Annotated in this window: 10 protein-coding genes; 3 read left to right on the forward strand and 7 right to left on the reverse strand. The window is 49.5% G+C overall.

The features are described 5' to 3' along the window. Positions 1-223 precede the first annotated feature (223 nt). Both FEK50_RS15210 and cobO read left to right on the forward strand, forming a co-directional pair. The gene (locus FEK50_RS15210) at positions 224-1876 is read left to right on the forward strand and encodes a class I fumarate hydratase (RefSeq protein ID WP_131161675.1); all 1653 of its coding nucleotides are present in this window, start codon (positions 224-226) and stop codon (positions 1874-1876) included. 9 nt (positions 1877-1885) lie between these two features. Continuing rightward, complete coding sequence (cobO, locus tag FEK50_RS15215; RefSeq protein ID WP_131161674.1) at positions 1886-2488, forward strand: cob(I)yrinic acid a,c-diamide adenosyltransferase; 603 nt, start codon at positions 1886-1888, stop codon at positions 2486-2488. A 33-nt stretch (positions 2489-2521) separates the two neighbouring features. On the opposite strand, the gene FEK50_RS15220 is transcribed toward cobO, so the two are convergent. From FEK50_RS15220 to hutU, 7 genes are all read right to left on the reverse strand, one after another. Beyond that, positions 2522-3427, reverse strand: coding sequence for a LysR family transcriptional regulator (locus tag FEK50_RS15220; protein ID WP_131161673.1), 906 nt, complete (start codon positions 3425-3427; stop codon positions 2522-2524). Positions 3428-3697: 270 nt separating this feature from the next. Further along, positions 3698-5368 carry an aromatic amino acid ammonia-lyase gene (locus FEK50_RS15225; RefSeq protein WP_131161672.1) on the reverse strand — a complete coding sequence of 557 codons (1671 nt, stop codon included), beginning with the start codon at positions 5366-5368 and terminating at the stop codon, positions 3698-3700. Positions 5369-5418: 50 nt separating this feature from the next. Next, positions 5419-6369, reverse strand: a complete 951-nt coding sequence (gene hutG / locus FEK50_RS15230; protein ID WP_131161671.1) for a formimidoylglutamase — start codon at positions 6367-6369, stop codon at positions 5419-5421. After that, positions 6369-7580, reverse strand: a complete 1212-nt coding sequence (gene hutI / locus FEK50_RS15235) for an imidazolonepropionase (RefSeq protein ID WP_131161670.1) — start codon at positions 7578-7580, stop codon at positions 6369-6371. The genes hutG and hutI overlap by 1 nt, the downstream gene beginning before the upstream one ends. Further along, positions 7577-8158: a HutD family protein gene (locus FEK50_RS15240; protein WP_240782328.1), complete on the reverse strand. Its 582-nt coding sequence runs from the start codon at positions 8156-8158 to the stop codon at positions 7577-7579. Before FEK50_RS15240 ends, hutI begins: the two co-directional genes overlap by 4 nt. 10 nt (positions 8159-8168) lie before the next feature. Continuing rightward, a complete protein-coding gene (locus FEK50_RS15245; RefSeq protein ID WP_130214974.1) occupies positions 8169-9578 on the reverse strand; it encodes a cytosine permease in 1410 nt (469 codons plus the stop codon). A gap of 163 nt (positions 9579-9741) precedes the next feature. Then, positions 9742-11439, reverse strand: a complete 1698-nt coding sequence (gene hutU / locus FEK50_RS15250) for a urocanate hydratase (RefSeq protein WP_131161668.1) — start codon at positions 11437-11439, stop codon at positions 9742-9744. A 763-nt stretch (positions 11440-12202) separates the two neighbouring features. On the opposite strand from hutU, the gene FEK50_RS15260 reads away from it, so the two are divergent. Further along, on the forward strand, positions 12203-13600 hold the full coding sequence (locus tag FEK50_RS15260) for an RtcB family protein (protein WP_131161666.1): 1398 nt from the start codon (positions 12203-12205) through the stop codon (positions 13598-13600). Positions 13601-13626: the final 26 nt, after the last annotated feature.

Raw genomic sequence — 13626 nt, forward strand, 5'->3', positions numbered from 1 at the left:
GATTCCATTATGTCAGGTACATTTATCTAAACGTATCAATAAAATTGATTACGATGCTACCAGGATTTTCACAGCTGGAATAACTGGTGGTCTACGTTCTCCCAAAAACCATACAACAATCACACGTAATTAAACAAAAAATACTTAAGTCAATACCGAATCTCTGCTGGAAAAAAGACTGCCTTATCATTCGGTAAAAATAACCACAATGTGAGAACACATCATGTCCAAACCATTTATCTGGCAAGAACCGTTTTTACTATATAAAGACGCAACGGAATATAAATTAATCAGCGATCAATATATTACAGTAACGGAAATAGACGGCGAAGAAGTGATAAAAGTCGCTCCGGAAGCATTAACGTTGCTTGCCCGGGAGGCATTTTATGAAGCCTCTTTTTTCTTACGTCCCGTTCACCTGCAACAAGTCGCCAGCATTCTGAACGATCCGCAGGCCAGCAGTAATGACAGATATGTGGCCTTGCAGCTACTGCGCAATGCCGAAGTCTCAGCAAAAGGGATATTACCCAACTGCCAGGACACCGGCACCGCCACCATTGTCGCCAGTAAAGGGCAACACATCTGGACCGGGGGCAATGACGCCGAAGCCTTAAGCAAAGGTATTTACATCACTTTCCAGGAAAATAATCTGCGCTTTTCACAAAATGCGCCACTGGATATGTATACCGAAGTCAATACACAAACCAATCTTCCGGCGCAGATTGATATCAGCGCCGTCCCCGGCGACGAGTACCATTTTCTGTGTGTCAATAAAGGGGGTGGCTCCGCCAATAAAGCTGCGCTTTACCAGGAAACTAAATCTCTCCTGCAACCAGAAAAACTGACTGCGTTTTTAATCGAAAAAATGAAATCGCTGGGAACTGCCGCCTGTCCGCCCTACCACATCGTCTTTGTCGTCGGGGGACTTTCTGCCGATCAGGCGTTAAAAGTCGCCAAACTAGCGTCGACAAAATACTACGATAATCTGCCCACCAGCGGAAACGAGCAGGGACAAGCCTTCCGCGATGTTGAGCTGGAAAAAACCTTGCTCGACGCCAGCCAACAATTTGGCATTGGTGCTCAGTTTGGTGGCAAATATTTCGCTCATGATATTCGTGTTATTCGTCTACCGCGCCACGGCGGCTCCTGCCCGATCGCTATGGCACTCTCCTGTTCCGCCGATCGTAATATTAAAGCCAAAATTAACAAGCACGGCATCTGGCTGGAAAAACTCGAACATAATCCGGGGCAATATATTCCAGCATCAATGCGGGAAGACAATCACACGCATAACGTACAGATTGATCTAAATCGTCCATTGCGTGAGGTAATGCAGGATCTCGCCACATTACCGATCGGCACCCGTGTGTCGTTAAGCGGCCCCATCGTAGTGGCGCGTGATATCGCCCACGCCAAAATAAAAGAACGACTGGATAACGGCGAACCGATGCCGGATTACCTGAAAAATCATATCGTCTATTACGCTGGCCCCGCGAAAACACCGGAAAATATGGCCTGTGGTTCTCTTGGGCCCACCACGGGCGGTCGAATGGACGGTTATGTCGACGCCTTCCAGGCGGCTGGCGGCAGTCTGGTAATGTTATCGAAAGGCAACCGCAGCCAGCAGGTTACCGATGCCTGTCACAAACATGGCGGCTTTAATCTGGGAAGTATCGGCGGTGCAGCGGCGTTACTGGCGCAAGAATATGTCAAAAGCCTGCATTGCCTGGAATATCCGGAGTTGGGCATGGAAGCAGTGTGGATGATGGAGGTTGAAAACTTGCCCGCGTTCATTCTGGTGGATGATAAAGGCAATAATTTCTTTAGTCAGTTTGAGCAGCAACACCGTTGCGCCAATTGCCCCGCCGGGCATTAAGGAAAGTGAATGGAAGCGCGGATTTCAACTGAACGGCATATTCAGCGCCAGCAGAAACTGAAACAACAGGTCGACACACGCATCGCGGCGGCGACGGAGAAAAAAGGAATATTGATTGTTTTCACTGGTAACGGAAAAGGAAAATCCACCGCCGCTTTTGGTACCGTGACGCGCGCCGTAGGTCATGGCAAAACGGTTGGCGTTGCGCAGTTCATCAAGGGACTGTGGGACAACGGCGAATATAACCTTCTCCATCCACTGGGCGTTGAATTTCATATTATGGGAACAGGTTTTACCTGGGAGACACAGAATCGGCAAGCGGATATCGACGCGGCGAAAGAGGTCTGGTCTGAATGCAAGCGAATGCTGGCTGATGAGCGTTACGATTTAGTGGTGCTCGATGAGCTGACCTACATGCTGGCTTACCATTATCTGGATACCGAAGAAGTGATCGCTTCGCTACAAAATCGCCCGGCACAGCAAAACGTCATTGTCACCGGACGCGGCTGCCATAGTGAAATAGTAAAAATGGCGGATACGGTAAGCGAAATCCGCCCCGTCAAACATGCTTTTGATAACGGTATTCAGGCACAGCCTGGTATCGACTGGTAATGACTGCGCCTGGCATCTCACCAGGCGCAGATTTTACATCTCCTCCGGTACGACCGATTTTGCCAGCAACCACTCACGAAAGAGTTGCAAGTGCGGATAATCAACCTTCTCTTCCCGCCACGTCATAATAAAGCGATTGCCGGTACGAATAGGCACATCACACGGAATCACCATGTCACCGCTATCTAAATCGTGTTGAATTGCAAACCGAGGCAGGAGCGCCACACCGAGATTAGATCGCACGGCGGCAATCAGCATTGAAAGTAAATCAAAACGTGGCCCGTTATTCACCAACGGACTACTAACGCCAGACAATGCAAACCACTCTTCCCAGCCAGTAATACGGGTGCTTTGATGCAGCAGTGGTAGCTCACTTAATAGCTCTGCAACAGACAGTTTTTGGTCAGGAAGTGAAAGTAAACTGCCGCTGCATACCGGCAAGATCTCTTCCTCAAAGAGATATTCTACCTCCGACCAGGGCGCACAAAAATTTTCGCGCATAATGACGGCATCGTATTCCCGATTAAGGAAATCCCCGTTATTAGCTAATGAGTGAATATTGACAATAATATCGGGATACAATTTATTGAACTCACGCAAATTGGGGATCAACCAGTGCGTGCTGAAAGTAGGATTGACAGCAAGCTCAATAACCTGAACCGTAGGCTGCCAGGTCATGATAGTATTTGTGTCACGTTCAAGCTTATTCAATGTTTCTTTAACAATGCCCAGATAATGCTTTCCGGCATCATTAAGAAATATTCTTTTTTTAGAATGCGCAAATAATGATATATGTAAAAAATCTTCCAGTGCGCTAACTTGCCTGAATACTGCGCTTTGGGTTAACGCTAACTCCTCTGCCGCTCTGGTATAACTTTCATGGCGTGCGACTACCTCAAAAGTTACCAACAATTCCGTTTTGGGTATTTTTCCTCTCATAATGCCGTCCCTTAAAAATAGTTTAAACTATCAAAAAACCATTACTTATTGCTAAGTAATGGCAACCAAAGCAGCAATAGATATTTTATAAAAATCATGATCGATATTTATAACCCAGCAAGCCCGGCGTGACAATTGTCTCAATCAGATAATAATAATCCGAAAAGCAAAGCGCCCTTCGGATTATTATGATTCAAGTTAAGTGAAGATTATTAAATTGATAGCAATTATCATATCTATGGATATTATGATAAACAATCAACAAAAATTTTATTTTTGATTTATAGCATACCCTTCTAAGAATTTTTGCGAAGCTGCAATATCTGGGGTAAAGACCCGATCCTGGTCGACAAAAGGCACGACTTTTCTGTATTCGGTAAACATTGCTTTGGTGGATTTCCCTAATGCCAGTTGCGGATCGGCCTGCAACCGTAAATCGAGAGCCTGTGCGGAATGCATCAGTTCAATGCCATAAATCACGTTCAGATTATCGACAACCTGTTTCAATCTTCTGGCCGCGTGGTCATTATTGGCGCCGGTATCTTCTATACCTCCGGCAACCGGTTGAATATCGAAAGAAACAGGATTGGCGAGATCGACGTTTTCTGCATGCAGCGCGACAAACGGAATATGCAGCGAACCGAAGCCGTGACCTTTATTACCGGATGCCGACAGGAAGCGCGTTAAACCGGTAAAGTGCTCATCTTCCAGGTGCAGCGAGCGACGCATACTGTTATGCGAAACATGCACCAACGCCACGGTCAGACGCTGAGTGGCAAGCGCAACAGGTAACGATTCGAAATTCGCCGTCGGGAAGATCCCACCGCTGACTGCGCCATCTTTAACAAAATATTGCGCGACCTGGCTGGAGTCCTGATATGCCTTGTCAGCATTCAGCACCGTTGCCGGGTTGTCATCGGAACTGTTGATTTGTACGGTTATGACCTCTTCAGCATCATGCAAAGCGCGTACTGATTCAGCAATGGTGTATACCGTTGTTCTGAACGATAACGGATCTTGCAATGCCCGTTTGTCATCTTTATGCCATAAATATGAACCGTTTAACGCATCGCGAATCTCTTTTGCCGAGTCAGCCAACTGCGGGAAAGGACGCACGGCAATTGACTGCGGCAGTACCGGTGCGACGTTACCATTCAACGCTTCCAGACTCATAGCGAAAACCACCGGGCTGACATTCAACAACTGACGTGCCGAACGAACTGCTTCGATAGCGTAGGCTGTCCCGACGCTGTTGTTCGACAAAATCGCCAGCATATCTTTACCCTGCGGCACCAGTGGCTTAAGTCCCACTTTCGCCAGCGCGTCACCACCGCTCATTTGCACGCCATTTACTCGGGCTTTCCATTCCCCCATCATCACCAGACCAACGTGCGAAGCGAGCATAATATCCGCTGCGCCGATGCTTCCCCGCGCCGGAATTAAAGGCGTAACGCCGCGATTAATAAATTCAGCATACAGTTCGGCAATATAAGGCTGCGCGCCGGTTTGCCCATGCAGCATGGTATTTAAACGTAATACCATTGAAAGGCGTGCCAGATAATCCGGTAACATCGGACCAACGCCCGCAGAATGGGCGCGCAGCGCGGCAGCATTAAATTTTTTCGACGCGTCAATCACCTCAGGCGTTAAATTTCCTTTGGCATCAAATATCGGCTGGTCTTTATTTAGCCCCACGCCTACGGTTAAACCATAAACGGGTGTTCCAGAATGCGCGGCGGTCATCACCAGCTCATAACTTTTTTCCATTCTGTCCAGCGCTTTCGGCGCGATTTTGACGTCGTTATCACCTAACGCAATTGACCAGGCCTGGTCAATGGAAAGATGTTCGCCATCCAGAGTAATGGTTGATTTCGCCATCGCGATGGAGCAAACGCTCCAGAGCACAACGGTGACAGTGACTCTTCGTATCAATCCTTTCATTGTGTTTCCTTATCATGATGTGTTTAACAACGGGTTACTGCGACAACGTTTTAATTTGTTCTATCTGTTTTCCCCCGCCGGACAATACTGGTCACCAGGCGAGCGGCAACTTTCGCGGTTAAATTATCGCGATCCAGGTCCGGGTTAAGTTCGGCAATATCCGCCGCAATCAACTTCTCGCTACCGGCGATTAAATTCACAATGGCTTCAGTAATATTTAACGGCACGCCTAACGGTGATGGCGCAGAAACGCCGGGCGCCTGATAACCAGGTAAAACATCGAGACAAATCGTTAAATAAATGGCGTCACACGCCTGAATATCTGCCGAGAGCGCATTAGCGACCTCATGCAAACCACGTTCAAATTGCAGAGATTCGTCCAGCCAATAACGCACACCGAGACAATCAGCGCGATCAAATAACGCCTGAGTATTGGCAAAACGACTTATTCCCAGCACGCGATAATTAAACGGTTTGCCATTCTGCGCGTTCCACTCTTGCATCTGACGAAACGGCGTACCTGAATTGGCTTTTTCCGCCATCCGTAAATCAAAATGCGCGTCAAGGTTCACAATCAGTAACCGCTGAATATCAGGACGCGACTGCATAATCCCCTGAAACGTTCCCCACGCCACTTCATGACCACCGCCCAGAACCACCGGTAAACTGCCGCGCGCAATGGCTGTAGATACGTTGGCCGCCAGACGATTTTGTGCGGACTCCAGCGCGTGGTCCTCGCTTTGTACATCGCCCATATCGAAAATAGCGCCTTCACTGAGCACCGGCATATTTCCCAACATGCTGCGCAACGCGCCCGGTCCGCCTGCTGCACCCGCTCGCCCACCATTACGTTGCACCCCGTCATCAACGGCAAAACCAATCAGCGTACAACCGCCGTGGCTTTGTTCACTAAACGGTTGCACATGCTGATGCCAGCGAGTGCTGATGCCGATTTCCTGCGAGTCAACACGCCCACTCCACGGCAATAATGTTTGCTTCATTACCAACTCCTTTTTCCGCCGACAATAAGCCCCTGGCAAGGCTGATGCCCAAACCAGTAAGCCAGTTCACGTGGATGGTTAAGATCCCAGACCGCCATATCCGCCCGTAATCCCGGTGCAAGTTCACCCCGGTCAATAAGTCCAAGTGCCTTTGCCGCATGACGCGTAACGCCCTGAACGGCTTCCAGCGGCGTCATGCGAAACAGCGTACAGGCCATATTGATCATCAATGGCAATGACATATTGGGAGACGTTCCGGGGTTATGGTCCGTGGAGATAGCAATCGGCACGCCCGCTGCCCGCAAAGCGGCAATCGGCGGCAGATGGGTTTCGCGCAGGAAGTAATAAGCGCCGGGGAGCAGTACCGCCACCGTTCCAGCCATTTTCATGGCGGCGATCCCCGACTCGCTAAGGTATTCCAGATGATCGCAGGAGAGTGCAGAAAACGCCGCCGCCAGCGCCGCGCCTTGCTGGTCAGAAAGCTGTTCGGCATGCAGTTTTACAGGCAATCCATAGTGTTGCGCTTTACTGAAAACGCGCCGTACCTGGTCTGGGCTAAAGGCGATGTTTTCACAAAAAGCGTCAACCGCATCAATCAGCCCCTGTTCATGTAAGACGCCCATCCAGTCGCAAAGCGCCGTAATGTAATCATCACTGCGCCCGGCAAACTCTGGCGGCAAGCTGTGCGCCCCAAGAAACGTAGACTGAATACGTAATCCTGTAGATTCCTGTAAGCGGCGGATAACGCGCAAACAGCGCGCTTCATCTTCCAGCGTCAAGCCATAACCAGATTTTATTTCCAGCGTACTGACGCCTTCACGCAACCAGTTTTGTAGTCGCTGCGCCGCCAGTTCAAACAGTTGTGTTTCGCTGGCCGCCCGCGTGGCATTGACGGTAGATAAGATCCCGCCGCCCGCTCTGGCGATATCTTCATAAGCCACGCCTTGCAGCCGCATCTCAAACTCATTCGCCCGCTGGCCGCCATACACCAGATGCGTATGGCAATCCACCAGACCGGGGGTCAGCAACTTACCCTGCAGGTCGTGTTCCTCTGTAATGTCCGCCATCAGTTCGCGAGGGATCTGCGTGGCCTTGCCAAGCCAGACAATAGTGTCGCCACGGCTGATTAATGCACCATTTTCAATCACTCCCCAATCGTTAGCGGAAAGCGTCGCCAGCGTGGTATTTCGCCAGAGCGTTAATGCACTCATAAGGATTTTTCCCCTCGTAGATAATAAAGCCACCAGCCCGCCAGCTCACCGACGGAGACTTTTTTCCGTGGTACGAAACGCCAGGGCTTGCCATCAGTCACAACCAGCCATAACAACATATTTGCCGCGACAAACACCCTTTTCTCGCCGCTTATCCACTCCCCTTCACACAGCGTGAACAGGCCGGCTTGCGCAAGTGATGGCGGAAGCCAGTCAACGGCACTTTGCACCCGCAACATCCCCGTATCGCCTTCCCGCGCCATGACATTGAGATCGCGAACTGCACCGCCCATCAGCTGGCAATCTGGCCTGGCTTCTCCGGGAAAAATTAAGGCGGGATCGTGACGTTGCAGGTTGATTATCGAATCGGCAAACGTCAGCCTCACCCCTTCCCCATCGAGAATGGCGAGGCCACGTACCACGCCAGGCCACGCCGAAAAAGGACCGTCCTGGCTGACATTGGCCATACTGATGCGTAACAGCCAGTTTTCATCATCAGGCCAGGCATGCAGTTGTCGCGTAAAACCCCCGCCGTTGCGCCACGGTTGCAAGGGCTTATCCATTGCAGATATCAGCATTGGTTCCATTTTACGACTCGGGATAAATAGTCTGGGCAGGAACGCTGGTAGTACGTTTTGCCCACGGGTAATAAATAACGGCAGTCATTAACAAGCCGATAATCCAGGAAATATCCGCCCCGCCCATCAGTACAGAAATGGGTCCCTGATACAGTTTTTGATTCAGGAAGGGGATCTGCACCAGCACACCAATTCCGTAGCAAACCAACGCGGTTTTGTTATATGCGCCATAGCGTCCCTCCGGGGTATAAAGTGCTGGAATATCGGTTTTACCTTGTGAGATGAAGTAGTAGTCGATGAGATTGATGGCGCTCCACGGCACAAATACCGTCAACAGCAGCAGAACGAAGTTTTTGAAATTATTCAAAAAGTCTGCGCTTGCCGCCAGCGCGACGACCATCGACAACAGCACAAACCCTACAACGTAGGCAGCACGAACACGCTGTGAAACCTGGCTGCGATTGTTAAAGGCGCTGACGGTCGCCAGAATCGACATAAAGCCGCCGTAGGCATTCAAACAGTTAACCGTCAGTTTGCCGCAAACAATCACCGTATAAATCAGAATGGCAAACGTTGGCCCGGCTAAATCGCCCATAAAACCAACCTGATCTTTCAGGAAGTTAGCACCGCAAGCAGCAACAAGAACGCCAAAAGTCATGGCACATTGCGCGCCAAGCGTGGTTCCCAGAAAGGTGGCAAAGAAGATTGATTTTGCTGGTGTATCAGAGGGTAAATAGCGGGAATAATCAGAGGCGTATGGTGCAAACGTTAATTGCCATCCGGCTGAGAGTGCAATCGTTAATAAGAACACCGATAAGCTAAATGGCTTTTGACCAAATGCCGCAGCCACGTCGTAGTGACCGCTAAGTTGAGTGGCAAGGTAAATAAACCCCAGAATACTTAATATCCCTGCAACACGGCCAACGACGTGAATAAGTTTATAACCGACCAATGCGATCATCGCGGTAAGCATGCCGAAAATAATAATTCCGGTCGATGCTGACTCAAAACCAAATATCCGGTTAATCGCCTGACCGGATAATACCGTTCCAGTTGCAGCAAACCCGAGATACATAATAATCACCATCAGTAACGGTAGCGCCGCTCCTTTGACGCCAAAGCGGATACGACTGGAGATCATCTGTGGTAATCCCAGCTTTGCCCCCTGTGACGAGTGCAATGCCATAACTGCGCCACCAATAATATTACCGATTAATAAACCAATTATTGCTGACATGGCTTCAGAGCCAAAAATAATCGCTAACGCGCCGTCCACCACGGCGGTAATTTGTAAGTTAGCACTTAGCCACAACGTAAACTGGCTGGAGGGCGCACCGTGGCGAGCGGACTCAGGAACGGCGTTAATCGTATTTGATTCTAATACTGGTTTTTTACTGCGGATAGGGCTGCTTGATTCCATGAAAAAGTCTCCTGCAAAATGAGAGGTCATTTTTTGAAACAGCAATAGAGGGTCGAGAGATATTTCTCTCGACGATGTAATGAATATTTTTGATAATTATTGTTATACAGGCGGATAACTTCCCGCCTGTATTAGCGCAAATATTAAATAACAGCGTTAATATTTAGCGAATCATCGGCAATTTCAGACCATAATTTTTGGCACATTCAATTGCCGCTTCATAACCCGCATCCGCGTGACGCATAACCCCGGAAGCACAGTCATTTACCAACACACGCGCCAGACGTTTTTCGGCTTCTTCGCTACCATCGGCAACAATAACCATCCCGGCGTGTTGTGAATACCCCATCCCGACGCCGCCGCCATGATGCAGAGACACCCACGTTGCTCCACCTGCGGTATTGAGCAGACCATTGAGCAACGGCCAGTCAGAAACCGCGTCACTGCCATCGAGCATGCTTTCAGTTTCGCGGTTCGGGCTGGCGACAGAACCGGTATCAAGATGATCGCGACCAATCACAATCGGTGCTTTTAGTTCACCGTTGCGCACCATTTCGTTGAATGCCAGCCCCGCCAGGTGACGCTCACCAAGCCCCAGCCAGCAAATACGTGATGGAAGCCCCTGGAAGGCGATACGCTCACGCGCCATATCCAGCCAGCGATGGGTCAGTACGTTATTGGGGAATAGTTCTTTAATTTTGGCATCGGTTTTATAGATATCTTCCGGGTCACCAGACAGCGCCACCCAACGGAACGGGCCTTTGCCTTCACAAAACATGGGACGAATGTAAGCAGGAACGAAGCCCGGGAAATCGAAGGCATTTTGCAGACCTTCGTTGAAAGCCACCTGGCGGATGTTGTTACCATAATCGACAACCGGGATCCCCATCGCCTGGAAGTCCAGCATCCCCTGAACATGCGCCACGCAACTCTGTGCCGCTTCTTTTTGCAGTCTGGCGTGCTGTTGTGGCTCCTGCTGTGCAGTACGCCATTGTTCTACGCTCCAGCCCATTGGCAGGTAACCATAGACCAGATCGTGAGCGGAGGTCTGGTCGGTCACCAGATCCGGCTTGATCGCCCCCTGACGTGCACGTTTCACCAATTCAGGAACAATTTCCGCCGCATTGCCCAGCAGCGCGATAGAAACGGCTTCTTTGCGTTCGGTGTGGTATTTAATCAGCGCCAGTGCATCATCAAGATCTTTCGCTTGTTTATCGACATAACGGGTACGCAGACGGAAGTCGATGCTACTTTGTTGGCACTCGATATTTAATGAACAAGCCCCCGCCAGAGTCGCCGCCAGCGGTTGTGCACCGCCCATACCACCGAGCCCCGCGGTCAGGATCCATTTTCCACTTAGCGAATTGTTGTAGTGCTGGCGACCTGCTTCGACAAAAGTTTCGAACGTCCCCTGCACAATGCCCTGACTACCAATGTAGATCCACGAGCCAGCGGTCATCTGGCCGTACATGAACAGACCTTTGCGATCCAGTTCATTGAAGTGATCCCAGTTGGCCCATTGCGGCACCAGGTTAGAGTTGGCAATCAGCACGCGTGGCGCATCAGTATGAGTTTTAAACACGCCCACGGGTTTACCGGACTGTACCAACAGCGACTCATCAGGCTCGAGATTTTTTAGTGATTCGAGGATCTGGTCGAAACATTCCCAGTTACGCGCCGCGCGGCCAATGCCACCGTATACCACCAGATGCTGTGGATTTTCGGCTACGTCGGGATCAAGGTTGTTCTGCAACATCCGATAGGCAGCTTCGATCTGCCAGTTTTTACAATGCAGTTGAGTTCCTTGTGGCGCATGGATAACGCGGCTGGTATCAATACGAGGGTCTGAAGGCTTACTCATGAATCTTCTCCTGTTACTGGATAAAATTAAATGCTGTCATCGCCCAGAAAAAAATGAGCGAAGGAATACAGAAACGGTTTATATAATCTCCGTTTATGATTTCGCATTATCAATTCATTTGGTGAATTTCATTTGTTCTGGAATATTCACCCTGAATGTAAATTCAAAAAAACTGCCAACGCTTTGTATGCGATTTCAATATGCTTAATTTAACTTTTGGAAAAAGTGATATTGTTGGCAAAATATTTTCTCATTTGAACATATGAATATGATGAGATTGCAAGATGTCTATAATTTAATTATCTAAGAAATGCGTTAATAACAACCAGACATTAGCATAACACCAGGTAACCCGACACCACGCAGTGCGCATAACACGATGATATTTAAAATAAGATCTTCATTATTTGTCATAAAAACATGTTGTATTATCATCAATAATTCATTTATTTCACTCCCGCTTTGATAATTAAAAAACGGCAAGCAATGGATAGTTACCGCCGTAAGAACAGGCGTAAAAATAACTCTTAAAATATATATTCTGGGAGTTATCATTTTTCATATTTTACAATCCGGTGTCGATAATTCACCTCCTTTATAACAACAATCCTCTTTGGCAATCGGCATTTTTATCTTGTATTCATCGTCATTGCTGAATACACTACGCGCGTTTTCTTTCCTTTTTGCTGGCTGCTGACCGGAAAGACAAAATTACCCTCGCAATACAGGGGGTTGATTAACGTCTATATTTCAGGACAGCGTTATGCATCATCTTTCGAGGCTTGATAAAGCCTTTCTGCGCAAAGGGATCCAACTTTCCCGCGCCAACAATATTGTTTCATTATCTCGTCAATCAGGTGCCAGTGCCCGCGTACTGCTGCCGGACGAACTGCCGCTAGAAGAAAAAGCAGTGACACAACTGCTTGATTTTGCAGAAGTGAAGCTACCAGATCATCCAGGTTATGTACGCCAGACGTGCGCGACGCCAGATTTTCACCCCGGCAATGGCGTCCCCGTTGGCGCAGTGGTGGCCTCAACGCCGGATTTAATCATTCCCGCCGCCATCGGCACCGATATTTCTTGTGGCATGCGACTGCTGACGACTGGATTAACACTTGCGCAAGCCGAAGCGCATAAAGACGTCATCACTCAGCGGTTAACGCAAGTGTTACTGCAAAATGAGCGCGATGTTCCGTTATCTGCACGAGCGTTCACCGCGCTTTTTGATGGCGGACCGGCAAATTGTGTGTCGGCCTTGCCATCAGCGGGTCTCTGGACACGCACGAATATCCCCCGGATGGCGCAAGAAATTGACCGCTGCATTGGGCTGAACGAGCATGACAGTCATTCGCGTTATGCCCCACCCGCCCTGCTGGCAACGGACCGCGCATTACTCCGCGATCCTTGTCTTGGTACGCCGGGTTCAGGTAATCATTTTATTGAACTTCAGGTGGTTGATAGCGTGGTCGATCGCCATGTGGCCTGGCAACAAGGGCTGAAAATGGGCGATATCGTGGTGATGATCCATAGCGGATCGCGAGATGTCGGATTTTACGTCGGACGACGCTGGATGGATCGCGCCCGTGCAGCCTGGCCCGCCGGGCATAAACATCCACAAAGCGGATTATATGCTCTGGGCGGTGAGCTGGCGGAGGAATACCTGCAGGCTATGGGAATGGTGGCGCGTTACGCGTGGTTAAATCGCGTGACCATTGCGGAAATGGTTCGCGTATGTTTTGCCGATTTATTCCATCAGGATGATTCACATCTGGTGGTGGATGTGCCGCATAACATCATCCTTCGCGAGCATGAAATGAATATTCATCGCAAAGGTGCAACACCGGCACGCACGGGCGATCTGGCGTTAATCCCCGGTTCAATGGGCGATTATTCGTGGCTTGCGGTAGGTTGTGGCAACCCGGAGTGGCTGTGGTCTTGCAGTCACGGAGCTGGACGCAGCCAGCGTCGGCAGGCCATGCGCTCGCGCGCGACTGAAGAGTCAACGTTGCCGTGGCAATGCGTCACATTGCGCGAAGAACGACGTCTTGAAGAAGCGCCTGCTGCTTATAAAGATATTGGTCCGGTTATCGAAGCCCAACAAGAAGCCGGATTAATTCAGCCAGCGGTCAGATTTCGACCGTGGTTAACATTTAAGGCATAAAAAAGGCCATCATACGATGGCCAACC

The organism is Escherichia sp. E2586, assembly GCF_005781105.1.
Classification (GTDB): domain Bacteria; phylum Pseudomonadota; class Gammaproteobacteria; order Enterobacterales; family Enterobacteriaceae; genus Escherichia.